Source organism: Pseudomonas sp. NyZ201, assembly GCF_049860765.1.
In the GTDB taxonomy this organism is placed as follows: Bacteria; Pseudomonadota; Gammaproteobacteria; order Pseudomonadales; family Pseudomonadaceae; genus Aquipseudomonas; species Aquipseudomonas bharatica.
The window spans coordinates 5,328,069-5,354,785 of record NZ_CP187557.1 but is presented as its reverse complement, the minus strand read 5'-3'; the positions used below and the strand labels follow the sequence as shown (position 1 = coordinate 5,354,785).

At 64.2% G+C, this 26,717-nt stretch carries 26 protein-coding genes; 23 read left to right on the top strand and 3 right to left on the bottom strand.

Going from position 1 to position 26,717, the window contains the following annotated elements; translation table 11 throughout:
* Positions 1 to 114: 114 nt before the first annotated feature.
* Positions 115 to 930 carry an inositol-phosphate phosphatase gene (gene suhB / locus ACPFMA_RS24045; protein WP_009398498.1) on the bottom strand — a complete coding sequence of 272 codons (816 nt, stop codon included), beginning with the start codon at positions 928 to 930 and terminating at the stop codon, positions 115 to 117.
* 151 nt (positions 931 to 1,081) lie between these two features.
* On the opposite strand from suhB, the gene trmJ reads away from it, so the two are divergent.
* The 21 genes from trmJ to ACPFMA_RS23940 all read left to right on the top strand — a co-directional run bounded on the left by trmJ (position 1,082) and on the right by ACPFMA_RS23940 (position 19,707).
* On the top strand, positions 1,082 to 1,843 hold the full coding sequence (gene trmJ, locus ACPFMA_RS24040) for a tRNA (cytosine(32)/uridine(32)-2'-O)-methyltransferase TrmJ (protein ID WP_009398500.1): 762 nt from the start codon (positions 1,082 to 1,084) through the stop codon (positions 1,841 to 1,843).
* Positions 1,844 to 2,626: a serine O-acetyltransferase gene (cysE, locus tag ACPFMA_RS24035; RefSeq protein WP_064302754.1), complete on the top strand. Its 783-nt coding sequence runs from the start codon at positions 1,844 to 1,846 to the stop codon at positions 2,624 to 2,626.
* Positions 2,627 to 2,793: 167 nt separating this feature from the next.
* Positions 2,794 to 3,282 (top strand): Fe-S cluster assembly transcriptional regulator IscR, encoded by a 489-nt coding sequence (iscR, locus tag ACPFMA_RS24030; protein ID WP_009398503.1) that lies wholly within the window; start codon positions 2,794 to 2,796, stop codon positions 3,280 to 3,282.
* Between the two features lie 43 nt (positions 3,283 to 3,325).
* On the top strand, positions 3,326 to 4,540 hold the full coding sequence (locus ACPFMA_RS24025) for an IscS subfamily cysteine desulfurase (RefSeq protein ID WP_009398505.1): 1,215 nt from the start codon (positions 3,326 to 3,328) through the stop codon (positions 4,538 to 4,540).
* 46 nt (positions 4,541 to 4,586) lie between these two features.
* Entirely contained in the window at positions 4,587 to 4,973 is a 387-nt protein-coding gene (iscU, locus tag ACPFMA_RS24020; protein ID WP_003248539.1) for a Fe-S cluster assembly scaffold IscU, read from the top strand.
* 28 nt (positions 4,974 to 5,001) lie between these two features.
* A complete protein-coding gene (iscA, locus tag ACPFMA_RS24015) occupies positions 5,002 to 5,325 on the top strand; it encodes an iron-sulfur cluster assembly protein IscA (RefSeq protein WP_009398508.1) in 324 nt (107 codons plus the stop codon).
* 8 nt (positions 5,326 to 5,333) lie between these two features.
* Positions 5,334 to 5,855, top strand: coding sequence for a co-chaperone HscB (hscB, locus tag ACPFMA_RS24010; RefSeq protein ID WP_009398509.1), 522 nt, complete (start codon positions 5,334 to 5,336; stop codon positions 5,853 to 5,855).
* Positions 5,856 to 5,897: 42 nt separating this feature from the next.
* Positions 5,898 to 7,763, top strand: coding sequence for a Fe-S protein assembly chaperone HscA (gene hscA / locus ACPFMA_RS24005; RefSeq protein ID WP_279897177.1), 1,866 nt, complete (start codon positions 5,898 to 5,900; stop codon positions 7,761 to 7,763).
* Positions 7,763 to 8,104, top strand: coding sequence for an ISC system 2Fe-2S type ferredoxin (gene fdx, locus ACPFMA_RS24000; protein WP_009398512.1), 342 nt, complete (start codon positions 7,763 to 7,765; stop codon positions 8,102 to 8,104). Before hscA ends, fdx begins: the two co-directional genes overlap by 1 nt.
* Before the next feature lie 14 nt (positions 8,105 to 8,118).
* Positions 8,119 to 8,319, top strand: a complete 201-nt coding sequence (gene iscX / locus ACPFMA_RS23995) for a Fe-S cluster assembly protein IscX (protein WP_009398514.1) — start codon at positions 8,119 to 8,121, stop codon at positions 8,317 to 8,319.
* Between the two features lie 91 nt (positions 8,320 to 8,410).
* Positions 8,411 to 8,836, top strand: coding sequence for a nucleoside-diphosphate kinase (gene ndk, locus ACPFMA_RS23990; protein ID WP_009398515.1), 426 nt, complete (start codon positions 8,411 to 8,413; stop codon positions 8,834 to 8,836).
* Between the two features lie 28 nt (positions 8,837 to 8,864).
* The gene (rlmN, locus tag ACPFMA_RS23985; RefSeq protein WP_009398518.1) at positions 8,865 to 10,007 is read left to right on the top strand and encodes a 23S rRNA (adenine(2503)-C(2))-methyltransferase RlmN; all 1,143 of its coding nucleotides are present in this window, start codon (positions 8,865 to 8,867) and stop codon (positions 10,005 to 10,007) included.
* Positions 10,008 to 10,020: 13 nt separating this feature from the next.
* Positions 10,021 to 10,773 (top strand): type IV pilus biogenesis/stability protein PilW, encoded by a 753-nt coding sequence (pilW, locus tag ACPFMA_RS23980; protein WP_420058752.1) that lies wholly within the window; start codon positions 10,021 to 10,023, stop codon positions 10,771 to 10,773.
* A complete protein-coding gene (locus tag ACPFMA_RS23975) occupies positions 10,773 to 11,816 on the top strand; it encodes a RodZ domain-containing protein (RefSeq protein ID WP_425928885.1) in 1,044 nt (347 codons plus the stop codon). The genes pilW and ACPFMA_RS23975 overlap by 1 nt, the downstream gene beginning before the upstream one ends.
* 3 nt (positions 11,817 to 11,819) lie before the next feature.
* On the top strand, positions 11,820 to 12,929 hold the full coding sequence (gene ispG / locus ACPFMA_RS23970; protein ID WP_064302759.1) for a flavodoxin-dependent (E)-4-hydroxy-3-methylbut-2-enyl-diphosphate synthase: 1,110 nt from the start codon (positions 11,820 to 11,822) through the stop codon (positions 12,927 to 12,929).
* A 28-nt stretch (positions 12,930 to 12,957) separates the two neighbouring features.
* A complete protein-coding gene (gene hisS, locus ACPFMA_RS23965; RefSeq protein WP_425928884.1) occupies positions 12,958 to 14,247 on the top strand; it encodes a histidine--tRNA ligase in 1,290 nt (429 codons plus the stop codon).
* Positions 14,248 to 14,283: 36 nt separating this feature from the next.
* Positions 14,284 to 14,925 (top strand): YfgM family protein, encoded by a 642-nt coding sequence (locus ACPFMA_RS23960; RefSeq protein ID WP_009398526.1) that lies wholly within the window; start codon positions 14,284 to 14,286, stop codon positions 14,923 to 14,925.
* Complete coding sequence (gene bamB / locus ACPFMA_RS23955; RefSeq protein ID WP_051032693.1) at positions 14,918 to 16,069, top strand: outer membrane protein assembly factor BamB; 1,152 nt, start codon at positions 14,918 to 14,920, stop codon at positions 16,067 to 16,069. The genes ACPFMA_RS23960 and bamB overlap by 8 nt, the downstream gene beginning before the upstream one ends.
* Positions 16,070 to 16,186: 117 nt before the next feature.
* Positions 16,187 to 17,653 (top strand): ribosome biogenesis GTPase Der, encoded by a 1,467-nt coding sequence (der, locus tag ACPFMA_RS23950; protein ID WP_009398529.1) that lies wholly within the window; start codon positions 16,187 to 16,189, stop codon positions 17,651 to 17,653.
* A gap of 126 nt (positions 17,654 to 17,779) precedes the next feature.
* A complete protein-coding gene (locus ACPFMA_RS23945; protein ID WP_425928882.1) occupies positions 17,780 to 18,928 on the top strand; it encodes a pyridoxal phosphate-dependent aminotransferase in 1,149 nt (382 codons plus the stop codon).
* Positions 18,916 to 19,707: an amidohydrolase gene (locus tag ACPFMA_RS23940; protein WP_420058747.1), complete on the top strand. Its 792-nt coding sequence runs from the start codon at positions 18,916 to 18,918 to the stop codon at positions 19,705 to 19,707. Before ACPFMA_RS23945 ends, ACPFMA_RS23940 begins: the two co-directional genes overlap by 13 nt.
* Before the next feature lie 261 nt (positions 19,708 to 19,968).
* Here the strand turns inward: ACPFMA_RS23940 and ACPFMA_RS23935 are convergent, their stop codons facing one another.
* Positions 19,969 to 22,527 (bottom strand): PepSY domain-containing protein, encoded by a 2,559-nt coding sequence (locus ACPFMA_RS23935; RefSeq protein WP_425928881.1) that lies wholly within the window; start codon positions 22,525 to 22,527, stop codon positions 19,969 to 19,971.
* A 127-nt stretch (positions 22,528 to 22,654) separates the two neighbouring features.
* Complete coding sequence (locus ACPFMA_RS23930) at positions 22,655 to 24,997, bottom strand: TonB-dependent receptor (protein ID WP_425928880.1); 2,343 nt, start codon at positions 24,995 to 24,997, stop codon at positions 22,655 to 22,657.
* 209 nt (positions 24,998 to 25,206) lie between these two features.
* Here ACPFMA_RS23930 and ACPFMA_RS23925 point away from each other — a divergent pair, with 209 nt between their 5' ends.
* Entirely contained in the window at positions 25,207 to 25,887 is a 681-nt protein-coding gene (locus ACPFMA_RS23925) for a Fe2+-dependent dioxygenase (protein WP_425928879.1), read from the top strand.
* A 3-nt stretch (positions 25,888 to 25,890) separates the two neighbouring features.
* On the top strand, positions 25,891 to 26,640 hold the full coding sequence (locus ACPFMA_RS23920; RefSeq protein ID WP_425928878.1) for a tetratricopeptide repeat protein: 750 nt from the start codon (positions 25,891 to 25,893) through the stop codon (positions 26,638 to 26,640).
* Positions 26,641 to 26,717: the final 77 nt, after the last annotated feature.

Below are 26,717 nucleotides of genomic sequence, written 5' to 3'. Positions count from 1 at the left end.
CTCAAAACCCTGTGGGAGCTGGCGTTGCCAGCGATGAGGCCAGATCAGGCGACATCAATTCCGGGCCACAAAAAAAGCACCTCGAAAGGTGCTTTTTTCATTTTCAGGCGAAACTCAGCGCTTGACCGAAGGCGGCAGGTGCGGCTGGATCGCCGTCAGCACGGCCTTGAAGCACTTGATGTTGCCGGCGACCACATGGCCTTTCTCGAGGAAGTCATGGCCACCGGTGAAATCGCTGACCAGGCCGCCCGCTTCCTGGATCAGCAGCGCGCCTGCAGCCATGTCCCATTCGGACAGGCCCGATTCCCAGAAGGCATCGAAACGACCGGCAGCCACGTAGGCCAGGTCCAGGCTGGCGGCGCCGGCGCGGCGGATGCCGGCGGTCTGGCCGACCAGGGCGCGGAACATGCCCAGGTAGTTGTCCAGGTATTCCATCTGGTTGTCGCGGAACGGGAAGCCGGTGCCCAGCAGGGCGCCTTCGAGGCTGGTGCGCGAGCTGACGCGCAGGCGACGACCATTGAGCTGGGCGCCACGGCCACGGCTGGCGGTGAATTCTTCCTGGCGTACCGGGTCGAGAACCACGGCGTGCTCCAGGCGGCCGCGGTATTTGCAGGCGATGCTGACCGCGAAGTGCGGAACGCCACGCAGGAAGTTGGTGGTGCCGTCCAGCGGATCGATGATCCACAGGTAGTCTTCGCCTTCGCCGCTGCCGGCATGCAGACCGGTCTCTTCGCCCTGGATGGCGTGGTTCGGATACGCCTTGCGCAGCGCATCGATGATGACCTTCTCGGCGGCGCGGTCGACTTCGGACACGTAGTCCTTGGCGTCCTTTTCATCAACCTTGATGGTATCCAGGCGTTCGATTGAGCGGAAAATCAGTTCGCTGGCGCTGCGGGCGGCGCGCAGCGCGATATTCAGCATGGGCTGCATGGACGTTTCACCTGAGTTTTAAAGAAATGAAAGCCGCACAGTCTATCAGAAAACTTACGGCGCTGTGGGGCAACATTTGCTTACGTAGCGTTACGCCGGTCGCTTCTGTAAGATTTGCTCCCCCCTGATTTCATGTCTGTGAGCGCCTGACGTGCTGCAAAATATTCGTGTCGTCCTGGTCTGTACCAGTCATCCCGGGAATATCGGCGGGGCTGCGCGTGCCATGAAGAACATGGGACTGTCGCGCCTCGTGCTGGTGAATCCGGCGGATTTCCCTTCTCCCGAGGCCAGCGCCCGGGCCTCCGGCGCCGATGATGTGCTGGCGTCCGCGCAGGTCGTCGCGTCCCTGGAAGAGGCCCTGGTCGGCTGTACCCTGGTGGTTGGCACCAGCGCCCGCAGTCGCAGCCTGCCCTGGCCGATGCTCGATCCCCGCGAGTGCGGCAGCGAGTCCGTCGCCCGCGCCGCGCAGGGCGAGGAGGTGGCGCTGGTCTTCGGTCGTGAACACGCCGGCCTGACCAACGAAGAGCTGCAGCGATGTCATTACCACGTGCATATCCCCTCCAACCCGGACTTCAGCTCGCTTAACCTGGCGGCGGCGGTGCAGGTGCTGAGCTACGAGGTTCGTACCGCCTGGCTGGCCCGCGAGCCGCAGGCGGTAAAAACGGACAAGGACGAAGTGGTCGAGGAACTGGCCACCATGGACGAGATGGAGCGGTTCTACGGACACCTGGAAAGCACCCTGGTGCAGATCGGGTTCCTCGATCCGGCCAAGCCCAAGCACCTGATGCCGCGTCTGCGTCGCCTGTTCGGGCGCAGTGCGGTGAATCGTTCGGAAATGAGTATTTTGCGCGGCATCCTCACCGAAACCCAGAAAGCGGCCCGTGGCGATGCGCATAAGCGGAAGGATCAGTAAATGTTCGAGCGTCTGCGTGAAGATATCCAAAGCGTTTTCCACCGTGACCCGGCGGCACGCAATGCCTTTGAGGTGCTGACCTGCTATCCGGGCATGCACGCGATCTGGCTGCACCGCGCGGCGCATTGCCTGTGGCAAAAGGACTGGAAATGGCTGGCCCGCCTGGTGTCCAACTTCGGGCGCTGGCTGACCGGCATCGAGATCCACCCGGGGGCCAAGGTCGGCCGGCGGTTCTTCATCGACCACGGCATGGGCATCGTCATCGGCGAAACCGCCGAGATCGGCGACGACGTCACCCTCTACCAGGGCGTGACCCTGGGTGGCACCAGCTGGAACAAGGGCAAGCGTCACCCGACCCTGGAAGATGGCGTGGTGGTCGGCGCCGGGGCCAAGGTGCTCGGGCCGTTTACCGTCGGGGCCGGGGCCAAGATCGGCTCCAATGCGGTGGTGACCAAGGCGGTGCCGGCTGGCGCCACGGCGGTGGGCATCCCCGGGCGGATCATCGTCAAGACCGATGGCGAGCAGGAGGCCCGGCGCAAGGCCATCGCCGAGAAGATCGGCTTCGATGCCTACGGCGTCAGCGAGGACATGCCCGACCCCGTGGCTCGCGCCATCGGTCAGTTGCTCGACCACCTGCAAGCGGTGGACGGACGCCTGGAGGATATGTGCGGTGCCCTGACCAGGCTCGGTAGCGACTATCGCGCCACGGAGCTGCCGGCCCTGCACGAAGAAGACTTCGCTTGCGTCAAGGGCGAGCTGCGCAGCGACGCGCCCGCGCATTGACGGCGCGCCGGGCAAATCGGGGCGTGTGATCGCGCCCCGACTTTGCTATGATCTGCGCCGCCGTTCAGGCGCAATCCCGACTAAAGCACTAGGTCTTATAGTTGACTTAAATGCTCGGGAATCGCATACTTGCACACATCCCGTAACCCCCGTGGTATCAAATAGCCATGCGACTGACTACTAAAGGCCGATACGCCGTGACTGCCATGCTCGATCTGGCACTGCACGCGCAAAATGGGCCGGTCTCCCTGGCCGACATCTCCGAGCGCCAAGGCATTTCCCTTTCCTATCTGGAGCAGCTGTTCGCCAAGCTGCGCCGCAGCAACCTGGTTTCCAGCGTGCGCGGCCCGGGTGGTGGCTACCAGCTCTCGCGGGTGATGGAAAGCATCCAGGTGGCCCAGGTGATCGATGCGGTCAACGAATCGGTCGATGCCACCCGTTGCCAGGGGCTCGGCGATTGCCATGCCGGTGACACCTGCCTGACCCACCACCTGTGGTGTGATCTCAGCGCCCGGATCCATGAATTCCTCAGCGGAATCAGCCTGGCCGACCTCGTGACCCGCCGTGAAGTCCAGGAAGTCGCCCTGCGCCAGGACCAGCGCCGCGTAGCGGGCCGTGCCCCACTGGACAAGATTGAAACGTCCGCCGTCGATTGACCGTGTCGAACGAGCGACGTGCCTGCCTGATAGGAGATATTCAATGAAGTTGCCGATCTACCTCGATTATTCCGCGACCACTCCGGTCGACCCACGCGTCGCCCAGAAGATGAGCGAATGCCTGCTGGTCGACGGGAACTTCGGTAACCCGGCCTCGCGCTCCCACGTCTTCGGCTGGAAGGCTGAAGAAGCGGTCGAGAACGCGCGCCGCCAGGTGGCCGATCTGGTCAACGCCGATCCACGCGAAATCGTCTGGACCAGCGGTGCCACCGAATCCGACAACCTGGCGCTGAAGGGCGTTGCGCACTTCTACGGCTCCAAGGGCAAGCACATCATCACCTCCAAGATCGAGCACAAGGCGGTCCTGGACAGCACCCGCCAGCTCGAGCGCGAAGGCTTCGAAGTCACCTACCTGGAACCGGGCGAAGACGGCCTGATCACTCCGGCGCTGGTCGAAGCCGCGCTGCGTGAAGACACCATCCTGGTTTCGGTCATGCACGTGAACAACGAGATCGGCACCATCAACGACATCGCGGCCATCGGCGAGCTGACCCGCTCCCGCGGCGTGCTGTTCCATGTCGATGCAGCCCAGTCCACCGGCAAGGTCGAGATCGACCTGCAGAAGCTGAAAGTCGACCTGATGTCGTTCTCCGCCCACAAGACCTACGGCCCCAAAGGCATCGGCGCGCTGTACGTCAGCCGCAAGCCTCGCGTACGCCTGGAAGCGGCGATGCACGGTGGCGGTCACGAGCGCGGCATGCGCTCCGGCACCCTGGCTACCCACCAGATCGTCGGCATGGGCGAGGCCTTCGCCGTGGCGAAGGAGCTGATGGCCAGCGAGAACGTGCGCATCAAGGCCCTGAGCGATCGCTTCTTCAAGCAGGTACAAGGCCTGGAAGAGCTGTACGTCAACGGCAGCCTGACTTCGCGTATCCCGCACAACCTGAACCTGAGCTTCAACTATGTCGAAGGCGAGTCGCTGATCATGGCGCTCAAGGACCTGGCCGTGTCGTCCGGTTCCGCCTGTACTTCGGCATCCCTCGAGCCGTCCTACGTCCTGCGCGCCCTGGGCCGCAACGACGAGCTGGCGCACAGCTCGATCCGTTTCACCTTCGGCCGCTTCACCACCGAAGAAGAAATCGACTACGCCGCGCAGAAAGTCTGCGAGGCCGTTACCAAGCTGCGCGAATTGTCGCCGCTGTGGGACATGTACAAAGACGGCGTCGACATCTCCAAGATCGAGTGGGCTGCGCACTAAGTAGTCGCCAGCAAGAGCGGCTCCCTGATGAGGAAGGAATTGCACCATGGCATACAGTGAAAAGGTCATCGACCACTACGAAAACCCGCGTAACGTCGGCAAGATGAACGCCGAGGATCCGGATGTCGGCACCGGCATGGTCGGCGCTCCGGCGTGCGGCGACGTGATGCGCCTGCAGATCAAGGTCAACGAGCAGGGCGTCATCGAAGACGCCAAGTTCAAGACCTACGGCTGCGGTTCGGCCATCGCTTCCAGCTCCCTCGCCACCGAGTGGATGAAGGGCAAGACCCTGGACGAAGCCGAAACCATCAAGAACACCCAGCTGGCCGAAGAACTGGCCCTGCCGCCGGTGAAGATCCACTGCTCGGTGCTCGCCGAGGACGCCATCAAGGCGGCCGTTCGCGATTACAAGCAGAAGAAAGGTTTGATCTAACCCGCCTGTTGCAGGTCAAGGAGTCCCGATGGCTATCAGCATGACAGAAGCCGCCGCCAACCATGTGCGGCGCTCCCTCGAAGGACGCGGCAAAGGTGACGGCATTCGCCTGGGCGTCCGTACTACCGGCTGCTCCGGTCTGGCCTACGTGCTGGAATTCGTCGACGAGCCGAATGCCGAAGACCAGGTCTTCGAAAGCCACGGCATGAAGGTCATCATCGACCCGAAAAGCCTGGTCTACCTCGACGGCACCGAGCTGGACTTCGTCAAGGAAGGGTTGAACGAAGGCTTCAAGTTCAACAACCCCAACGTGCGCGGTGAGTGTGGCTGCGGCGAAAGCTTCAACGTTTGAGGCTGCGCGTGGGTACTCCTTGTCATTTCGCCCTGTTTGACCTGCAACCGGACTTCCGTCTGGACCTGGACCAGCTGGCCACTCGCTACCGCGAGCTGGCCCGCGCGGTGCATCCGGACCGCTTCGCCGACGCCAGCGAGCGCGAACAGCGCCTGGCGCTGGAGCGTTCCGCCGGCCTCAACGAGGCCTACCAGACCCTCAAGAGCGCGCCCCGTCGGGCGCGTTACCTGTTGGCGATCAGCGGTCACGAAGTGCCGCAGGAAGTCACGGTCCACGACCCCGAGTTTCTCTTCCAGCAGATGCAATGGCGCGAAGAGCTCGAGGATCTCCAGGACAGTGCCGACCTCGACGGTGTCGCCGCCTTCAAGCGTCGCCTGAAGGTCGCCCAGGAAGCCCTCAACGAGGAGTTCGCCGCGTGCTGGAACGACGCCGCGCAGCGTGACCAGGCCGAGCGCCTGATGCGCCGCATGCAGTTCCTCGACAAGCTCGCCTATGAAGTGCGCCAGCTGGAAGAGCGCCTCGACGATTAACCCGGTGTCGCCGCTGGCGGCACCTTTGGTATTCAGATAAGCATGGCCCTACTGCAGATCGCCGAACCCGGTCAGAGCCCTCAACCCCACCAGCGTCGCCTGGCCGTGGGTATCGACCTTGGCACCACCAACTCGCTGGTCGCTGCCCTGCGCAGTGGTCTTTCCGCTCCGTTGCCCGACGCCGAAGGCCGGGTGATCCTGCCGTCCGCGGTGCGCTACCACGCCGATCACATCGATGTCGGCCACAGCGCCCGCGACGCGGCGTCGGCCGATCCGCTGAACACCATCCTCTCGGTCAAGCGCCTGATGGGTCGTGGCCTGGCGGACGTCAAGCAACTGGGCGAGCAACTGCCGTACCGCTTCGTTGGCGGCGAATCGCACATGCCGTTCATCGAGACTGTCCAGGGGCCGAAGAGCCCGGTGGAAGTCTCGGCCGACATCCTCAAGGTGCTGCGCCAGCGTGCCGAAGCGACCCTCGGCGGCGAGTTGGTCGGTGCAGTGATCACCGTGCCGGCCTATTTCGACGACGCCCAGCGCCAGGCCACCAAGGACGCCGCGCGGCTGGCCGGGCTGAACGTGCTGCGCCTGCTCAACGAGCCCACCGCTGCGGCCGTGGCCTATGGCCTGGACCAGAACGCCGAAGGCGTGGTGGCCATCTACGACCTGGGCGGCGGCACCTTCGATATTTCCATCCTGCGCCTGACTGGCGGGGTCTTCGAAGTGCTGGCCACCGGTGGCGATACTGCCCTGGGCGGCGATGACTTCGACTACGCCATCGCCACCTGGATCATGGAATCCGCTGGCCTGTCCTCCGATCTCGACCCGAGCGCCCAGCGCCGCCTCCTGGAGACCGCCTGCGCGGCCAAGGAAGCGCTGACCGACGCCGAAGCCGTCACCGTCAGCTACGGCGACTGGCAGGCCGAGCTCACCCGCGCCGCCTTCGATGCGCTGATCGAGCCGATGATCGCCCGCAGCCTCAAGGCCTGCCGCCGTGCCGTGCGCGACAGCGGTGTCGAGCTGGAAGAAGTCAGTGCCGTGGTCATGGTCGGCGGTTCTACCCGTGTCCCGCGCGTGCGCAGCGCCGTTGGCGAGCTGTTCGGCCGCCAGCCGCTGACCGATATCGACCCGGACCAGGTGGTTGCCATCGGCGCCGCGATCCAGGCCGATACCCTGGCCGGCAACCAGCGTGATGGCGGCGAACTGCTGTTGCTGGACGTGATTCCGCTGTCCCTGGGGCTGGAGACCATGGGCGGGCTGATGGAGAAGGTGATTCCGCGCAACACCACCATCCCGGTTGCCCGTGCCCAGGAGTTCACCACCTACAAGGACGGCCAGTCGGCGATGATGATCCACGTGCTCCAGGGTGAGCGCGAGCTGATCAGCGACTGCCGTTCCCTGGCGCGCTTCGAATTGCGCGGCATCCCGGCCATGGTCGCTGGTGCGGCGAAGATCCGCGTGACCTTCCAGGTCGATGCCGACGGCCTGCTCAGCGTTTCGGCGCGGGAGCTGGGTTCGGGCGTGGAATCGAGCATCCAGGTCAAGCCGTCGTATGGCCTGACCGATGGCGAGATCGCCCGCATGCTCAAGGACTCTTTCGAGCACGCCGGCAACGACAAGGCCGCACGGCAGTTGCGCGAGCACCAGGTGGATGCCGAACGCCTGCTCGAAGCGGTGCAGGGCGCCCTCGACGCCGACGGCGAGCGCCTGCTGGACGCCGAAGAGCGCGCTGCGATCGAACAACAGATGCAAGACTTGCGTGATTTGATGAACGGCACCGATGGCGCGGCCATCGAGCAGCAGACCAAGCGTCTGTCGCAGGTGACCGATGCCTTTGCCGCCCGGCGTCTTGATTCGACGGTCAAAGCCGCACTGGCCGGGCGCAACCTGAATGAGATCGAGGATAACTGATGCCGCAGGTTACATTTCTGCCCCACGAGAAATTCTGCCCGGATGGCCTGACCGTCGAGGCGGCGCCGGGGACGTCCATTCTCGAACTGGCCCATGACCATCACATCGAGATCGAAAGCGCCTGCGGCGGCGTGTGCGCCTGCACCACCTGCCACTGCATCGTGCGCAAGGGCTTCGACTCGGTCGAGGAAGCCGACGAGCTGGAAGAAGACATGCTGGACAAGGCCTGGGGCCTGGAAGCGCAGTCGCGCCTGGCCTGCCAGGTCAAGGTCGGTGACCAGGACCTGACCATCGAGATTCCCAAGTATTCGCTCAACCATGCCGCCGAAGCGCCGCATTGATCCTGGAGCCCGACATGAGCCTGAAATGGATTGATGTACTTGAAATCGCTATCCAGCTTGCCGAAAGCAAGCCGGAAGTCGATCCTCGTTACGTGAATTTCGTCGATCTGCACCGCTGGGTGCTGGCATTGCCAGACTTCAACGACGATCCGGCACGCGGTGGCGAGAAGGTCCTGGAAGCCATCCAGGCCGCCTGGATCGAAGAAGCCGACTGAGCGCACTCGGCAGGTTAGGCAATCCCCCTGAACCCGCGTATAATTCGCGGGTTTAATTTTTCGCATCACTTACTGTTTCTGGAGTTACACCATGGCTGTTCAACGTACTTTCTCGATCATCAAGCCTGACGCCGTTGCCAAGAACGTGATCGGCAAGATCACCACCCGCTTCGAAGACGCCGGCCTGAAAATCGTCGCCTCGAAAATCAAGCAACTGTCCAAGGCCGAGGCCGAAGGCTTCTACGCCGAGCACAAGGAGCGCGGTTTCTTCGGTGACCTGGTTGCCTTCATGACTTCCGGTCCGGTCGTTGTCCAGGTTCTGGAAGGCGAGAACGCCATCGCTCGCAACCGTGAGCTGATGGGCGCTACCAACCCTAAAGAAGCTGCTCCAGGCACCATCCGCGCCGACTTCGCCGAGTCCATCGACGCCAACGCCGTCCACGGTTCGGACTCCGAAGCCGCTGCCGCTCGCGAAATCGCCTACTTCTTCGCAGCTACCGAGGTAACCACTCGCTAAGCCAAGGCTTTCGGGTGAGGGTGAATCCATGACGACATCTACTGGCAAGACTAACCTGTTGGGGCTGACCCAGCCGGAAATGGAAAAGTTCTTCGACTCGATAGGGGAGAAGCGCTTCCGTGCCGGTCAGGTAATGAAGTGGATTCACCACTTTGGCGTCGATGATTTCGACGCCATGACCAACGTCGGCAAGGCGTTGCGCGAAAAGCTCAAGAACTGCGCCGAGATCCGCGGGCCCGAAGTGGTCAGCGAAGATATCTCCGCGGACGGTACCCGCAAATGGGTCGTGCGCGTGGCCTCCGGCAGTTGCGTCGAAACCGTCTACATCCCCCAGGGCAAGCGCGGTACGTTGTGCGTATCGTCCCAGGCCGGTTGCGCCCTGGACTGCAGTTTCTGCTCCACCGGCAAACAAGGATTCAACAGCAACCTCACCGCCGCCGAAGTCATCGGCCAGGTGTGGATTGCCAACAAGTCGTTCGGCTCCGTACCGGCCACCATCGACCGCGCCATCACCAACGTGGTGATGATGGGCATGGGCGAGCCGCTGCTGAACTTCGACAACGTGGTCGCCGCCATGCACCTGATGATGGACGACCTCGGCTATGGCATCTCCAAGCGCCGGGTGACCCTGTCCACCTCCGGCGTGGTGCCGATGATCGATGAGCTGGCCAAGCACATCGACGTCTCCCTGGCCCTCTCGCTGCACGCGCCGAACGACGCGCTGCGCAACGAACTGGTGCCGATCAACAAGAAGTACCCGCTCAAGGTCGTCCTCGACTCCTGCATGCGCTACATGTCGGAACTCGGCGAGAAGCGCGTGCTGACCATCGAGTACACCCTGCTCAAGGACGTCAACGACCAGCTCGAACATGCGAAGGAAATGGCCGAGCTGTTGAAGGACGTTCCGTGCAAGATCAACCTGATCCCGTTCAACCCGTTCCCGCATTCCGGTTACGAGCGGCCGAGCAACAATGCCATCCGCCGTTTCCAGGACTACATGCACAACGCCGGCTACAACGTGACCGTGCGCACCACCCGCGGCGAGGACATCGACGCCGCGTGCGGCCAGCTGGTCGGCCAGGTGATGGACCGTACCCGTCGCAGTGAGCGCTACATCGCCGTGCGGCAACTGAACGCCGACGCCGATTCCAGCGGCGTGGCGGGCAACTGAGACGAGGGCGGCCATGACCCTGCGCGCCGCGCTGCCGCTTGTTCTGCTGACGACGCTGCTGAGCGGCTGCGTCAGCTCCGGCGGTCCCGGCCCGCAGGCAAGGCGCGACGAGGCCCGCCAGGCCTACGTGCAGTTGGGGTTGGGTTATCTGCAGCAAGGCTATACCGAGCGCGCCAAGGTTCCCTTGAAACAGGCCCTCGACCTGGGTGGCAACGATGCCGAGGTCAATGCGGCCCTGGCCCTGGTGTTTCAGCGTGAAGGCGAAACCGGGCTGGCCGACCGGCATTTCCGCCAGGCCCTGTCGGCCAGCCCCCACGATGCGCGAATCCGTAACAACTACGGCAGTTTTCTCTACGCCCAGGGGCAATATGCCAAGGCGCAGCAGATGTTTCGCCAGGCTTCGGCCGATACCCTGTATCCTGAGCGGTCCCGGGTGTTCGAGAACCTCGGGCTGACGGCCCTGCGCATGGGCCAGCGCGACCAGGCGCGGGAATACCTGGAAAAGGCTTTGCGTCTCAACCGCCAGCAGCCGCGTGCATTGCTGGAAATGGCTGAGATGTCTTACGAAGACAGGCATTATGTGCCAGCTCGCGAGTTCTACGACCGGCACAGCCGGCTGAGTGAACCGAGCGCCCGCAGCCTGTTGCTCGGCAATCGCCTGGCGACCGTCTTCGATGAACGAAACAAGGCCGCCGAACTGGGCCTGCAATTACAACGACTTTATCCCGGTACGCCGGAATATCAGCAATACCTGTCGGAGCAATGATGAAAGCGGCGCATCCCGAAGCAGCAGCAGCGACTCGCGAAAATCCCGGTGAGACCCTGCGCCAGGCCCGTGAAAGCCGGGGCTGGTCGCAGGCCGAAGTGGCCCGCAAGCTCAACCTGACCGTGAGTTCCCTGAACAACCTCGAGGCCGGCGCCTTCGACAAGCTGCCGGGGCATACCTTCGCCCGCGGCTATATCCGCGCCTACGCCAAACTGCTCGACATGGATCAGGCCGCCCTGGTCCAGGCCTTCGACCTGTGCACCGGCACCCATGCCCAGGGCAGCGACGTGCACGCCCTCGGGCGTATCGAAGAGCCGGTGCGCCTGTCCCACAACATCCTGCGCATCGTCAGCCTGCTGTTGCTGGTGGTGGTCATTGGCGGTGGTTTCGTCTGGTGGAAAGACCAGAGCGCGAACGCCACCAGGGACCTGTTCAGCGCCGCGCCGGAACACATCGAAGTGGAAAGCGCCGACGGCACTACCCAGATTCATCCGCTGGACGAGCCCGAAGACCAGGCCGTGACCGAGGCGCAGCAGCCTGAAGCCGTTGCTCCGGTCACCGAGCCAGCGTCGGCAGGCGAAACCGCATCGCAAGCCCCGGCGGCGCCGGTTGCCAGCGCTCCAGCCGCAACCGCCGCGCCGGCCGCTCCGGCAGCCGCCACTGCGCCGGCTGCCCATGCTGCGGCCACGCCGGCACCGGTCACGCCGGTCGCTCCGGCGGCCACCGCACCCGCGCCAACCGTGCCGGCCACTCCAGCACCTGCCATTCCCGCACCTTCCGTACCGGCAGCCCCTGTTGCAGGCAGCGGCCAGGTCAGCATCCAGTTCACCGCCGATTGCTGGACCTCGGTCACCGACGGCAACGGCAAGCTCCTCTACAGCGGTATCAAGCGCAAGGGCGAAAACCTCGAGCTCGCTGGCAAGCCGCCGTTCGCCGTGCGCCTGGGCGTGGCCCGCGGTGCTCAGGTCAGCTACAACGGCCAGGCCGTCGATATCGCACCGTTCACCAGTGGCGAGACCGCTCGCCTGAAGTTGGGGCAGTAACTCATGCACGGCGAATCTCCGATCAAGCGTCGCGAATCCCGGAAAATCTGGGTGGGTAACGTACCTGTCGGCGGCGATGCTCCCATCGCCGTCCAGAGCATGACCAACACCGACACCAACGATGTCGCCGCCACCGTGGCGCAGATCAACCGGTTGATCGATGCCGGCGTGGACATTGTCCGCGTCTCGGTCCCGGACATGGACGCCGCCGAGGCCTTCGGTCGCATCAAGCAGCAGGTCAGCGTGCCGCTGGTCGCCGACATCCACTTCGACTACCGCATCGCCCTGCGCGTCGCCGAACTGGGCGTCGACTGCCTGCGCATCAATCCGGGCAACATCGGCCGCGAAGACCGTGTGCGCGCGGTGGTCGATGCCGCCCGCGACCGTGGCATCCCGATCCGCATCGGCGTCAACGCAGGCTCCCTGGAAAAGGACCTGCAGAAGAAGTACGGCGAGCCGACCCCGGCCGCGCTGGTGGAGTCGGCGCTGCGTCACGTGGAGCACCTCGATCGCCTTGATTTCCAGGACTTCAAGGTCAGCGTGAAGGCCTCCGACGTGTTCATGGCCGTCGAAGCCTACCGGCTGCTGGCCAAGCAGATTGTCCAGCCCTTGCACCTGGGTATCACCGAAGCCGGTGGCCTGCGTTCGGGCACGGTGAAATCGGCGGTCGGCCTCGGTATGCTGCTCGCCGACGGGATTGGCGATACTATCCGCATCTCGCTGGCGGCCGACCCGGTCGAGGAAGTGAAGGTCGGCTACGACATCCTCAAGTCGCTGCACCTGCGTTCCCGCGGCATCAACTTCATCGCCTGCCCGAGCTGCTCGCGGCAGAACTTCGATGTGGTCAAGACCATGAACGAGCTGGAAGGCCGTCTGGAAGACCTGCTGGTGCCCATGGATGTCGCGGTGATCGGCTGCGTGGTCAACGGCCCTGGCGAAGCCAAGGAAGCCCATGTCGGCCTGACCGGCGGCACGCCGAACCTGGTCTACATCGACGGCAAGCCGGCGCAGAAGCTGACCAATGACAACCTGGTGGACGACCTCGAGAAGCTCATCCGCCAGAAAGCGGCCGAGAAGGCCGAGGCCGACGCGGCACTGATTGCCCGCGGTTGACCGCTACAGATTTCGTTAAGGACCTTTCGTGAGCAAATCGCTGCAAGCCATCCGTGGCATGAACGACATCCTGCCCGAGCAGACGCCCCTGTGGCGCTACTTCGAAAGCACCGTGGCGGGCCTGCTGGACACCTACGGCTACCGCCAGATCCGCATGCCGATCGTCGAATTCACCGAGCTGTTCAAGCGCTCCATCGGTGAAGTGACCGACATCGTCGAAAAAGAGATGTACACCTTCACCGACCGCAACGGCGATTCCCTGACCCTGCGCCCGGAAGGCACCGCGTCCTGCGTGCGTGCGGTGCTGGAGCACGGCATCAGCGGCAACGGCGAAGTGCAGAAGCTCTGGTACATCGGCCAGATGTTCCGCCACGAGCGCCCGCAGAAGGGCCGTTATCGCCAGTTCAACCAGATCGGCATCGAGGTGTTCAACCTCGAAGGGCCGGACATCGATGCCGAGCTGATCGCCCTGACCTGGCGCCTGTGGGGCCTGCTGGGCCTGCGCGACGCCGTCACCCTGGAGCTGAACAGCCTGGGTACCAGCGAGGCCCGGGCCCGCTACCGCGACGCCCTGGTGGAGTTCCTGTCCGCCCGCCTTGAGCAACTGGACGAAGACAGCCAGCGCCGCCTGAAGAGCAACCCGCTGCGCATCCTCGACAGCAAGGACGCCGGCACCCAGGCCGCCCTGGTCGGCGCGCCGAAGCTGGAAGACTACCTGGACGAAGCGTCCCGCGTGCACTTCGAAGGCCTGAAGACCCGCCTCGATGCCGCCGGCATTCCGTACGTGATCAACACCAAGCTGGTGCGCGGCCTCGACTACTACAGCAAGACCGTGTTCGAGTGGGTCACCGACAAGCTCGGCGCCCAGGGCACCGTCTGCGCCGGTGGCCGCTACGACGGCCTGGTCGAGCAGATGGGCGGCAAGCCGACCCCGGGCGTTGGTTTTGCCATGGGCATCGAGCGCCTGATCCTGCTGCTGGAAACCCTCGAACTGGTGCCGGAATCGATTTCCCGCCAGATCGACGTCTATCTCTGCGCCTTCGGTGACGCCGCCGAGCTGGCCGGCCTGCAACTGAGCGAGCGCCTGCGCGACCGTCTGCCGGGCCTACGCCTGCAGGTCAACGCCGGTGGCGGCAGTTTCAAGAGCCAGTTCAAGAAGGCCGACAAGAGCAATGCCCTGTACGCCCTGATCCTCGGAGAGGACGAACTGGCGCAACAAGTGGTAGGTTTCAAACCCCTGCGTGGTCAGGGTGAACAACAAAACATTGCCTGGGATGCTCTGGCCGAGCACCTGGAAGCTTCCCTCGCGCAGGCGTAAGCGCCCACTGACCGAATTGTCGAAAGGAGTATTGGGGTGTCGAGTACCGATGATGAACAACTGGCCGCGTTCAAGGACTGGTGGGAGCGTAATGGCAAGCCACTGGTAACTGGCGGTCTGCTGGCCTTGGTGGCGGTGTTTGGCTGGCAGGCTTGGCACAAGTACCAGAACAACCAGTCGCAAGGCGCCTCGAACCTTTACCAGGCTCTGCTGGAAACCACCCTGACGCCGACCGGCACGCCGGACACGGCCAAGGTCGCCGAGCTGTCGGGCAAGCTGAAAAGCGAGTTCGGTGGAACCGCCTACGCCCAGTACGGCAGCCTGTTCGTCGCCAAGGTGGCGGTGGACAGCGGCAAGCTGGACGACGCTGCTGCCGAGCTGAAGAGCATCTACGACAAGCCGGCCGACGCGACCCTTGGCGAGATTTCCCGCCAGCGCCTGGCGCGCGTGCTGGGTGCGCAGAACAAGGCCGAGGAGGCCCTGAAACTGCTCGACGGCGACGCCGACAAGGCGTTCGTTGCCACCCGCGAGGAGCTCAAGGGCGACCTGCTGGTGCAACTGGGCCGTGCCGACGAGGCGCATGCTGCATATGAAAAGGCCAAGGCTGCGCTGTCGGATGACGACGCGGTAGGTGGCCTGCAACTCAAGCTCGACGACCTGGCCAAAGGGGATGCGTGACGTGATCGGTTGGAAACATGCAGCAGTGCTGACCCTGGCCATCCTGGCCGCGGGTTGCAGCAGCAACAGCAAGAAGGAACTGCCTCCGGCCGAGCTGACCAAGTTCACCGAAGAGGTGGTCTTGCAGAAGCAGTGGAGCCGCTCGATCGGTGACGGTCAGGGCGAAACTTACAACATGCTGGTTCCGGCCATCGAGAACGACCGCATCTACGCGTCCGACGTGACCGGCGTGGTCATGTCGCTCAATCGCATGAACGGCGACGTGATCTGGAAGAAGGACCTGGAAAAACCGGTCTCCGGCGCCGTCGGCGTGGGCTACGGCATGGTCCTGCTGGGCACCCTCAAGGGTGAGGTGATCGCCCTTGACTCCAGCACCGGCGAGCAGAAATGGACTGCCCGGGTGACCAGCGAAGTGCTGGCCCCGCCGGCCACCAACGGTGACGTGGTGGTCGTGCAGACCCAGGACGACCGCCTGATCGGCCTCGACGCCGCTACTGGCGACCGTCGCTGGATCTACGACAGCACGCCTGCGGTCCTGACCCTGCGCGGTACCGGTGCGCCGATCGTGACCAACCGCCTGGCGGTGGCCGGCCTGTCCAGCGGCAAGGTAATCGCCCTGGACACCAGCAACGGCGTACCTGTGTGGGAGCAACGCGTTGCCATCCCGCAGGGTCGTTCGGAGCTGGACCGCGTGGTCGACATCGACGGCGGCCTGCTGCTGTCCGGCGGCACCCTGTACGTCGCCACCTACCAGGGTCGCGTCGCCGGCCTGGACCTGGAGTCCGGCCGGGTGCTGTGGCAGCGTGATGCCTCCAGCTACACCGGTGTGGCCCAGGGCTTCGGCAACGTCTACGTGAGCGAGGCCTCGGGCACCGTCGAAGGCATCGACGAGCGTTCGTCCTCGGCACTGTGGAGCAACGACCAGATGGCCCGCCGTCAACTGTCGGCGCCGGAAGTCTTCTCCAGCTACGTGGCGGTCGGTGACTTCGAAGGCTACCTGCACCTGCTCAGCCAGGTGGACGGTCGTTTCGTCGGTCGCGAGCGCATCGACAGCGATGGCCTGCGTGCCCGTCCGCTGGTCGAAGGCAACATGATCTACGTGTTTGGCAACAGCGGTACGCTCGAGGCGCTGACCATCAAGTAAGTCTATGCTTGGGGCTTTCGGGCCCCGGGCCGCGACGTCGAGAGACGTTGCCCGCAACTTCGGCCGCTGCCTCGCAGCGGCCTTTGTATTTCTTGAATTTACCCAATGGAGAGCCGCATGGTTCCCGTAATCGCCCTGGTGGGTCGCCCGAACGTCGGCAAGTCCACCATGTTCAACCGCCTGACCAAGACCCGCGACGCCATCGTCGGCGACCTCTCGGGCCTGACCCGCGACCGCCAGTACGGCGAAGCGCGCTGGCAGGGCCGTTCCTACATCCTGATCGACACCGGCGGTATCACCGGTGACGAGGCGGGCATGGACGAGAAAATGGCCGAGCAGTCGCTCATGGCTATCGAAGAAGCCGACTACGTACTGTTCCTGGTCGATGCCCGTGCCGGCCTGACCGCCGCCGACCAGATGATTGCCGAGCACCTGCGCAAGCGGAACAAGCAGTCGTTCCTGGTGGCGAACAAGATCGACAACATCGACCCGGACACCGCCCGCGCCGAATTCGCCCCCATGGGCATGGGCAACGCCATTCCGGTTGCCGGTTCGCAAGGCCGCGGCATCAATGCCCTGATGGAGACGGTGCTCGGTGACGTGCCGCGCGACCAGGAAGAAGAGTCCCTCGACGAGAACGTCGCCGAAGGCGAGGAAGCCACGCGCATCCCCGGTCCGAGCGAGAAGGACGGCATCAAGATCGCCATCATCGGTCGGCCCAACGTCGGCAAGTCGACCCTGGTCAACCGCATGCTCGGCGAAGAGCGCGTGGTGGTCTACGACCAGCCCGGCACCACCCGCGACAGTATCTACATTCCCTTCGAGCGCAATGAAGAGAAGTACACCCTGATCGACACCGCCGGCGTGCGCAAGCGCGGCAAGATCCATGAGGAAGTCGAGAAGTTCTCGGTGGTGAAGACGCTCCAGGCGATCAAGGACGCCAACGTGGTGATCTTCGTCATGGATGCCCGCGAAGGCGTGGTCGATCATGACCTCAACCTGCTGGGCTTCGCACTGGAGGCCGGTCGCGCCATCGTCATCGCCCTGAACAAGTGGGACGGCATGCAGCCGAGCGAGCGCGACTACGTGAAGACCGAGCTGGAACGCCGGCTGTTCTTCGTCGACTTCGCCGACATCCATTTCATCTCGGCGCTGCATGGCACCGGCGTGGGCAACCTGTACCAGTCGGTGCAGAACTCCTTCAAGTCGGCGGTCACTCGCTGGCCGACCAGCCGCCTGACCCAGATCCTCGAAGACGCGGTCAGCGAGCACCAGCCACCGATGGTCAACGGCCGTCGCATCAAGCTGCGCTACGCCCACCTTGGTGGCGCCAACCCGCCGATCATCGTGATCCACGGCAACCAGGTGGAGAAGGTACCGCGCTCGTACTCGCGTTACCTGGAAAACACCTACCGCCGCGTGCTCAAGCTGGTCGGTACGCCGATCCGCATCGAGTACAAGGGCAGCGACAACCCGTTCGAGGGTAACAAGAACACCCTCACCGACCGCCAGGTCAACAAGAAGCGCCGGTTGATGTCGCACCACAAGAAGGCCGAGAAGAAGCGCAAGGACAAGCGCAAGTAATCTCTTGGCGGCGCGGGCTTGCACCCGCGCCGCCGGCCTTGTGTTTCAACCTTTTTCCTGACTGTCCGATCCGCTATGCTCGACGGCTTACCGTGCCTGGGCCGGGTCCGCAGGAAAGAGGGCTTCATGATCAGCAGCAAGCTGCCGAATGTCGGCACGACCATCTTCACTACCATGTCTCAGCTCGCGGTGCAGACCGGAGCGTTGAACCTGTCCCAGGGTTTCCCGGATTTCAATGGCCCGCAGGCGCTGCTCGATGCGGTGGGACGGCATGTCAGCGCCGGGCATAACCAGTATTCGCCGATGACCGGCCTGCCCGCGTTGCGCCAGCAGGTCGCGGCCAAGATCGCCCGGCATTACGGCGTCGGTGTCGATGCCGACCATGAAGTGACCATCGTTCCCGGGGCGACCGAAGGCATCTTCTGCGCCATCCAGGCGGTGATCCGCAGCGGTGATGAAGTCATCGTCTTCGACCCCAGCTACGACAGCTACGAACCCGCGGTGGAACTGGCCGGTGGCCGTTGCGTGCATGTGCAACTGGACCCGGTGGATTTCAGCATCGACTGGCAGACGTTCAGCGATGCCCTGGGCCCGCGCACACGCATGGTCATCATCAACTCGCCGCACAACCCCAGCGGCGCGCTGATCACCCGTGCCGACCTCGATCAACTGGCGGCCCTGATCGCCGACCGCGATATCTACCTGATCAGCGACGAAGTCTACGAACACCTGGTGTTCGACGGCGTCGCCCATGCCAGCGTGCTGAGCCATGAAGCCCTGTACCCGCGGGCGTTCGTGGTCAGCTCGTTCGGCAAGACCTACCACGTCACCGGCTGGAAAACCGGTTACGTCGTTGCGCCGCCGGCACTGAGCGGCGAACTGCGCAAGGTCCACCAGTACGTCAATTTCTGCGGCGTGACCCCGCTGCAGTGGGCGCTGGCCGACTTCATGGCCGAGCATCCCGAGCATATCGAGCAATTGCCGGCCTTCTACCAGGCCAAGCGCGACCTGTTCTGCGATCTGCTTGGCCCGTCCCGTTTCAGCTTCAAGCGTTCGGCGGGCACCTATTTCCAACTGGTGGACTATTCGACCATCCGCCCTGACCTCAACGATGTCGACATGGCCCTGTGGCTGACCCGTGAGCATGGCGTGGCGACCATTCCGGTGTCGGTGTTCTACCAGCAACCCATTCCCGAGCAGCGCCTGGTGCGCCTGTGTTTCGCCAAACGCGAGGAGACGCTGCGCGAGGCAGCGGAAAAACTATGCGCGATCTGAGCAACCTGCCCAACCTGAGCGTCGCCCTGGTCCAGACCAGCCTGGTCTGGCAGGACCGCCAGGGCAATTACGAGCACTTCGAAGCCTTGCTGGACCAGGCCAAAGGCGCTGACCTGGTGATCTTGCCGGAGATGTTCACCACCGGTTTCTCCATGGAGTCCGAACGCCTCGCCGAGCCGGAAAACGGCCCCACCTACGCCTGGCTCAAAGCCCAGGCCAGGCGCCTCGATGCAGTGATCACCGGCAGCGTGATCATCCAGGCCGCCGATGGCAGCCACCGCAATCGCCTGCTCTGGGCGCGTCCGGACGGCGAGATCCTGCACTACGACAAGCGTCACCTGTTCCGCATGGCCGGCGAACACAAGCACTACACCCCGGGCGAGCGCCAGGTGCAGTTCGAGCTCAAGGGCTGGCGGATCCGTCCGCTGATCTGCTACGACCTGCGTTTCCCGGTGTGGAGCCGCGACGCCCAGGACACCGACCTGCTGCTGTACACCGCCAACTGGCCGGCGGCGCGCCGCCAGCACTGGAATCGATTGCTGCCGGCGCGGGGCATCGAGAACCTGTGCTACGTGGCGGCGGTGAACCGGGTCGGCACGGACGGCAAGGGCTTCGCCTACAGCGGCGACAGCCAGGTGCTGGACTTCCAGGGTGAAAGCCTGCTGAGTGCGGGGGAAGCGGACGGGGTGTTCACCGCGGTGCTGAATTCGGCGGACCTGGCGGCCTACCGGACGCGTTTTCCGGCGAACCTGGATGCCGATACCTTCGAGCTTCACTGAGTTCCTGAGGGCCCTATCGCTGGCAAGCCAGCTCCCATAGAACAAAACATAACTCTTTGATTTGCAGGGACCTTGTGGGAGCGGGTTCACCCGCGATTGCAGTAGTGAATTCACCATAGCAATCGCGGGTAAACCCGCTCCCACAGGGTACGCGTCGTACTTTGGAGCTGTTCTCTGCGCGACAGTGCAGCCTGAAAGGCTGGGCGGACTCCCACAAATCCCTGTGGGAGCTGGCTTGCCAGCGATGAGGCCCTCGAATACTCAGTAGACGTCCCGGCGATAGCGCCCCAGCTCGATCAACTCTTCCACGGCCGCCTCACCGAGCAACCCGTTGAGCGCCGCATCCACGCCACCCGCCATCCCCTGCAAACTGCCGCAGATATAGATCGCCGCGCCGTCGGCCAGCCAGCGCTTCAGTTCCTCGCCCCGCTGCAGCAACAGGTCCTGCACATACACCTTTTCCGCCTGGTCCCGCGAGAACGCCAGGTCCAGGCGTGCCAGGTCGCCAGTGGCCAGCCAGCCTTGCAGTTCGTCCCGGCAGTGGAAGTCATGGGCCTCATTGCGTTCCCCGAACAACAGCCAGTTACGCTGCTCGCCCGCCGCGATCCGCGCCTTGAGCAAGCTGCGCAACCCCGCCAGGCCGGTGCCGTTGCCGATCAGGATCATCGGCACCGCATCCGCCGGCAGATGGAAACCACTGTTGCGACGCAGACGCAGGCTGACGGTGCTGCCCGGCGCCATATGCTCGGTCAGCCAGCCAGACCCCAGCCCCAGGCTGCCGTCCGGGTGCCGTTCCTGACGCACGATCAGTTCCAGTACGCCGTCAGCCGCAATCGAAGCGATGGAATACTCCCGCGCATCGATCGGAATCAGCGCATCCACCAGCGCCTGGGCATGCAGGCCAACCAGATGCTCGCGGCTGACCGGCAGTTGCCGGCCGGCGAGGGCGGCAGCCAGTGATTCATCCAGGCCAGCCAGTTGCACTTGAGTGTTACCGTCCAGCCCCAGACCCTCGAGGAAGCGCTCGACGGTAGCCGGTGCCTGACGCGGCATGATTTCCACCAGATCGCCCGCTTCCCATTGCGACGGCGTCGGCGCAGTCAGGCCCAGAAGGAATACCGGCGAGCCCTGGCTGCCCGGGTTCAGCAGTTCGCGATGTTTCAATGTCCATGGCGCAAATTCGGGCGCCTGCCACACCGGCACCACGACGCTGCCGCTCAGTTCTGCCAACTGCTGCTGCCAGCGTTGCAGAGCCAGCGGATCGGCGCTGTCCACTTCCACCGGGGCGAAGCGGGCGTGGGCGCCACGCTCGCCGAGCCAGGCATGCAGGCGCCGACCGAAGCCGCAGAAGTGCGGGTACTGGCGATCGCCCAGGGCCAGCAACGAGTAGTTCAGCCCTTGCAGCGACAATGCCTGGCCCAGCACCTTGCGTTCGAATCCGCGGGCGCTGTCCGGGGCTTCGCCGTCGCCGAAGGTGCTGACCACGAACAGCGCCCGCCCGGCCTGGCGCAGATCGTCCTCGCTCAGCGACGCCAGCGCTTGCACACGTACCGGCAGGCCGGCCGCCTGCAATTGCCCGGCGCTTTGCCAGGCCAGTTGCTCGGCGAAACCGCTCTGGCTGGCGAAGCCCACCAGCCAGCCGCCGGCCTCGTCGCTTCCCTGGGCCAGGCCGCTGCGCGCGGCACGGATCTGGCGCTTCTTGCGGCGACGGTCGAGGTACAGCAGCCAGCCGGTGACGAAGAACAGCGGCATGCCCAGGCTGGCGATGGTCAGGATGATGCGACCCGGCAGGCCCCAATAGCTGCCTACGTGCAGGGCATAGATGCTGGTCAGCAATTGCGCCTTGAACGACTTGTCGTTGTACACCTCCTGGCGTTTCACCTGGCCGTTGGCCGGGTCGATGGTCAGGGTGTTGAGGGCGCGTTCGTGGGCTGCGTCGTCCAGCAGGTAGAAGAGCGTCGCCGGCTGTCCGCCTGCCGCTGGCAGGCGCAGGTTATAAGCGGTCAAGCCGGGGCCGGCGGCTTTTTGCAGGCTGGCCCAGATGGCGTCGTAGTCCACCACCAGCGCCGGGGCGTTCGGGTCGGCCTTGGGCGGGCCGCGGTGGCCGCCACGGCCTTCGCGTTTCTGTTGCTGCTGGCCAGCCGGCGGTTTGTCCGCCAGCAGCCGGCTCAGCCCCTCGCGGTACCACTCGTAGGACCAGAACAATCCGGTCAGGGCGAACAGCAGGTAGAACAGCAGGCACCAGGTGCCGAACACTGCGTGCAGGTCCCAGTTGAAGGCACGGCCTTTTTTCGCCCAGTCGAGGGTCAGCCAAGTGCGCCAGTTCAGCGCCTGGCGCGGCCAGCGTAGATACAGCCCGGACAGGCAGAAGAACACCAGGACCAGTGTGCAGGCGCCGGTGATCTGCCGGCCGGTGTCGCCGAGGGTCAGGAAGCGGTGCAGGTTGAGCATCAGGTTGAAAAAGTCCTGGCCCACTACGTCGCCCTGGAAGGCGCCGGTATAAGGATCGACATAGCGCAGCTGGCCACGCCGCTCGCCCGGCGGCGGAGTGAAGAAGATTCGCGCGGCGGCGTCACTCTTGGTCTCGACCCAGATCATCGAGACCTTCTTGCCTTCGCTTTCCTCGACCCGCCGCACCAGCTCGGCCGGCGCCAGCACGCCGCCTTCGCGCACCTGGACCTTGAGCACCTGCGGGTTGATGGCCCGGAGGATTTCATCCTGGAACGAGTACGCTGCGCCGGTGATGCCCATCAGCGCGAGCACCAGCCCGGCGGTGATGCCGAAGAACCAGTGCAATTGGAACAGCGTCTTTTTCAGCACATCGACCACCTGGGAATGTTTCTGGGAATGCGAATTAGTCGCGCATTATGCCTTGCTACACATGCCTTGACACACAAAAGCCCCGCTCATCGAAATGAACGGGGCAAGGGCCAGACCGGCGAAAACCTTAGAAGTGAACGCTGGTGGTCAGCAGTGCGGTACGCCCCGCCGCCTGGTTGGCGAAGTGGGTGGAGAACGCCTTGTCGTAGTAGACCTCGTTGGTCAGGTTCTGCACGTTCAGTTGCAGGTCGACGTTCTTGGTCAGCTTGTAGGCGGCCATGGCGTCATAGCGCACGTAGCTGTCGACCTTGGTGGTGTTGGCCACGTTGCCGAACACCTCATCGGTGTAGAAGGCGCCGCCACCGATGGTGAACTTCGGCGTGATCTGGTAGGTGGTCCACAGGCTGGCCGAGTTGTTCGGCAGGTTAGGCAGTTGATTGCCGTCGTTGGCCTTGCCCAGCGGGCCGCCGTCGATCTGCCGGCCTTCCATGTAGGCGTAGCCGGCGAAGACCTGCCATTTCTCGGTGAGCTTGCCGCTGGCCGACAGCTCGATACCGTCGACGCGGGTGGTGCCGATGTTCTCGTAGGTGTTGGTGTTGACCTGGACGCGGGCGTTGTCTTTCTCGGTGCGGAAGATCGCACCGGTCAGGGACAGGCGGTTGTCCAGCAGGTCCCACTTGGTACCGACTTCGTAGTTGGTGGTTTCTTCCGGCTCCATGTCGCTGCCCAGCAGGACGCCGTTGCGATCGGTGCTGTTGGGCAGGAGGTTGCCTTCCGTGCCTTCACCCAGCATTGCACCCGGCGGGGTAGCAGCGGTGGCGTAGGAGACATAAACGCTGCCGTTGTCGGCCGGTTTCCAGACCAGGCCCAACTGGCCGGTAACGAATTCGCTGGTGTCCTTGCCCTCGGCGCGCACGCCGGTCTTGCTTACGGTGGTGGCACCGTTGGCGCCGTAGGTGCGGTACTCGGTGTCGAAGTGGTCGTAGCGCAGGCCCATGTTGACCAGCCACTGCGGGGTCAGCTCAAGGGTGTCGAACACATAGAGGGCGCGGGTCTTGCCCTTGGTGGTGGTGCCGCCGTAGTTGCGTGCGATCGAACCGTTCCACGGATCGTCCGGGTTCGGGTTGCTCAGCGAGGTGCAGTTGTAGCCGCTGGATACGATCATCGCCGGGGTGCAATTGGTGCTGGATGGCACGGTCGGTGTGATCGGGGTCGCTGGCGTGGTGTCGGTATTGACGTCATAGGTCGAACGCTCGCTCTCTTCGCGGCTCAACTCGATACCGGTGGAGAAGCTGTTCTTGAAGCCGGCGATGTAGATGTCGCCGAACAGGTCGGTCTGGTTGGTGGTGGTGGAGGTGTTGCCCACCCGGGTGTTGGCCCGGCGCCAGACGCTGCCGTTGTTGACGTTGCCCTTGGAGTCGTCGGGCTGGGTCAGGATGTAGTCCTGCATCGAATTGCCGTGGCGCAGGGTGTTCTTGATGGTCAGCGCGTCGGTCAGGTCGTGCTCGATGGCGATGGTGGCGATATCGGTGCGCGCCTTGCGGAAGTCGCGGTCGGTCAGGCCGTAGAAGTTGCTGTGGTCGCCACCGGAATAAGGCTTGTCCGGGTTGGCCGAGGTGCGATTGCTGCCGGAGTAGGTGTAGGGCACGCCGGAGTCCGGCAGGTCGTCGCTCTCGACGTGGTACCAGTCGAGGTTGAGCCGGGTATCGGTGCCCAGGCCGAAGGCCAGGGACGGGGCGATGCCCCAGCGGTCGTAGTTGACCTTGTCGCGGCCGGCGACGTTGCTTTCGTGGCTCATCAGGTTCAGGCGGCCGGCAACGGTGTCGCTGAATTGATAGTTGCCGTCGAGGGTGTAGCGCTGCGTCTGGTCGGAGCCCCAGGTGAAGCCGCCGTCGAACGAGTTGCCCAGGTGGGCTTTCTTGCTCACCAGGTTGATGCTGCCGCCGGCCGCGCCACGGCCGCCAACCGCCGAATTCGGGCCCTTGCTGACTTCGATGGATTCCACGGCGAAGATTTCGCGGGTTTGCGCGCCGGTATCGCGCACGCCATCGATGTAGGTGTCGTTCTGCGCGTCGAAACCGCGGATGAATGGCCGGTCGCCTTGCGGGTTGCCGCCTTCGCCTGCGCCGAAGGTAATGCCGGGCACGGTGCGCAGGGCGTCCTGCAGGGTCAGGGCATTGGTGTCCTTGAGCACCTGTTGCGGAACCACGGTGACCGAGCGCGGCGTATCGACCAGCGGGGCGGTGTATTTCTGCGAGGAGGCGCGCTCGACCTTATAGTCGGTGCTGGCCTGCTCGGCCTGGGCATTGATGCTGGTGGCATCGAGGGTCAACGGACCGGCCGGCTTGGCAGGTGCTGGCTCGTCGGCATAGGCCAGGTGCGCAGCGGACGTGGCGGTGATGGCGACACCGATGGCGGATGCGAGCAAGCGCGGCGAACTGACAGTGGCTGGAACGAATTGACGCGACATCAGGTGGACCCCCTCCCAAGGTTTCGAGGGGGGCGAATATAAGAGCAAGTGATTGGCAGTCACAATTGAGAAAGTGTTGCATTTACATTCTTTACATCTTTTTCACGAAATTTTGCCAAGGATCAACGGCCGCTCCTCGGTAGGGGCTTGTGACGGCTGGATAAGAATCAATACCATTGGCATCTTTTCCGCCCAGGTGCCAGATCGCCATGCTTTTACACATTCCCGGCCTGTTCAATCGCGAGGAAGTGCTGCGCATCCGCGAGGCGCTGGAGCAGACCGACTGGGCCGACGGCCGGATCACTGCGGGTTACCAGTCGGCCAAGGCCAAGCACAATCTGCAACTGCCCGAGGGCCACCCGCTGGCCAAGGAAATCGGGGCGGCAATGATCGAGCGGTTATGGAGCAACCCGCGCTTCATGTCGGCGGCGCTGCCGCACAAGGTGTTTCCGCCCTTGATCAACTGCTACCGCGAAGGCGGCAACTTCGGTTTCCACATCGACAATGCCGTGCGCCAGCCCAAGGGCAGTGTGGAGCGGGTGCGTACCGACCTATCCTCGACCCTGTTCTTCAGCGACCCGGAGGACTACGACGGCGGCGAGCTGGAAATCCAGGACACCTACGGTCTGCAGCGGGTCAAGCTGGCGGCGGGGGATATGGTGCTGTATCCGGGCACCAGCCTGCATCGGGTCAATCCGGTGACCCGTGGCGCACGGTACGCGGCGTTCTTCTGGACCCAGAGCCTGGTGCGCGAGGACAGCCAGCGCGCCTTGCTGTTCGAAATGGACAGCGCGATCCAGCAGCTCACGGCCGATGTGCCGGACCATCCCTCGCTGCTGCAATTGACCGGCTCCTATCACAACCTGCTGCGGCGCTGGGTCGAGGTCTGACACATGGCATTGCAGTTACGGCGTGAGGAAGTGGTGGGCCCGGATGAGCTGGCACGGATGCTCGAACACAGCCCGGCGAAGGCGGCCCAGGCCCTGTTGATGGCGGCGGGCGAGGGCGTGGTCGAGGCCCAGGCGTTGCTTGGGCAGGTGCTGCTGGACGGGCGCGGGATCGAGAAGGATCCGGCGTTGGCGCGGACCTGGTTCGGTATCGCGGCGCAGCAGGGCAGCGCAATGGCCCACAACATGCTCGGGCGCTGCCTGGAGCATGGCTGGGGTGGCGAGGTGGACTTGCCCAAGGCCGCGCGGCATTACCGGCATGCTGCCAATGGCGGGCTGGACTGGGGGATCTACAACCTGGGAAACCTGCTGGCTACCGGACGCGGTGTGGACCTTGACCACGGGCTGGCGCTGGCCTGCTACCGGCGCGCGGCGCAGATGGGACATGCCAAATCGATGAACCTGCTGGGGCGCTATCTGGAGGAAGGGCTGCATTGCCAGGCGAACCTGCCGGCGGCACGGGAGTGGTATCGACGTTCGGCAGAGGCCGGGGATTTTCGTGGGCAGTTCAGCCATGCGGGGGTGCTGGCGGCGCAGGGTGAACTGGAAGAAGCGCTGAAGTGGTTGCAGCTGGCGCTCGAAGGCGGCAATGCCAATTTCCTGCGAGTGGCCGGGCCGGCGCTGGAGCAGGCAGCGGAGCCGGAGATCCGGGCGATGGCGGGGGCTTACAAGGAGCGGCTGGCTGAGCTGATGTAGTGGCCTTTCGGGCCTCATCGCGGGTGAACCCGCTCCCACAAGATCACTGTGGCCCTGTGGGAGCGGGTTCACCCGCG

Coding starts and splice junctions, on each gene's coding strand:
- suhB (WP_009398498.1), bottom strand. CDS start 930: ATGCAGCCCATGCTGAATATCGCGCTGCGCGCCGCCCGCAGCGCCAGC.
- cysE (WP_064302754.1), top strand. CDS start 1,844: ATGTTCGAGCGTCTGCGTGAAGATATCCAAAGCGTTTTCCACCGTGAC.
- iscR (WP_009398503.1), top strand. CDS start 2,794: ATGCGACTGACTACTAAAGGCCGATACGCCGTGACTGCCATGCTCGAT.
- ACPFMA_RS24025 (WP_009398505.1), top strand. CDS start 3,326: ATGAAGTTGCCGATCTACCTCGATTATTCCGCGACCACTCCGGTCGAC.
- iscU (WP_003248539.1), top strand. CDS start 4,587: ATGGCATACAGTGAAAAGGTCATCGACCACTACGAAAACCCGCGTAAC.
- iscA (WP_009398508.1), top strand. CDS start 5,002: ATGGCTATCAGCATGACAGAAGCCGCCGCCAACCATGTGCGGCGCTCC.
- hscA (WP_279897177.1), top strand. CDS start 5,898: ATGGCCCTACTGCAGATCGCCGAACCCGGTCAGAGCCCTCAACCCCAC.
- fdx (WP_009398512.1), top strand. CDS start 7,763: ATGCCGCAGGTTACATTTCTGCCCCACGAGAAATTCTGCCCGGATGGC.
- iscX (WP_009398514.1), top strand. CDS start 8,119: ATGAGCCTGAAATGGATTGATGTACTTGAAATCGCTATCCAGCTTGCC.
- ndk (WP_009398515.1), top strand. CDS start 8,411: ATGGCTGTTCAACGTACTTTCTCGATCATCAAGCCTGACGCCGTTGCC.
- rlmN (WP_009398518.1), top strand. CDS start 8,865: ATGACGACATCTACTGGCAAGACTAACCTGTTGGGGCTGACCCAGCCG.
- pilW (WP_420058752.1), top strand. CDS start 10,021: ATGACCCTGCGCGCCGCGCTGCCGCTTGTTCTGCTGACGACGCTGCTG.
- ACPFMA_RS23975 (WP_425928885.1), top strand. CDS start 10,773: ATGAAAGCGGCGCATCCCGAAGCAGCAGCAGCGACTCGCGAAAATCCC.
- ispG (WP_064302759.1), top strand. CDS start 11,820: ATGCACGGCGAATCTCCGATCAAGCGTCGCGAATCCCGGAAAATCTGG.
- bamB (WP_051032693.1), top strand. CDS start 14,918: ATGCGTGACGTGATCGGTTGGAAACATGCAGCAGTGCTGACCCTGGCC.
- der (WP_009398529.1), top strand. CDS start 16,187: ATGGTTCCCGTAATCGCCCTGGTGGGTCGCCCGAACGTCGGCAAGTCC.
- ACPFMA_RS23945 (WP_425928882.1), top strand. CDS start 17,780: ATGATCAGCAGCAAGCTGCCGAATGTCGGCACGACCATCTTCACTACC.
- ACPFMA_RS23940 (WP_420058747.1), top strand. CDS start 18,916: ATGCGCGATCTGAGCAACCTGCCCAACCTGAGCGTCGCCCTGGTCCAG.
- ACPFMA_RS23930 (WP_425928880.1), bottom strand. CDS start 24,997: ATGTCGCGTCAATTCGTTCCAGCCACTGTCAGTTCGCCGCGCTTGCTC.
- ACPFMA_RS23925 (WP_425928879.1), top strand. CDS start 25,207: ATGCTTTTACACATTCCCGGCCTGTTCAATCGCGAGGAAGTGCTGCGC.
- ACPFMA_RS23920 (WP_425928878.1), top strand. CDS start 25,891: ATGGCATTGCAGTTACGGCGTGAGGAAGTGGTGGGCCCGGATGAGCTG.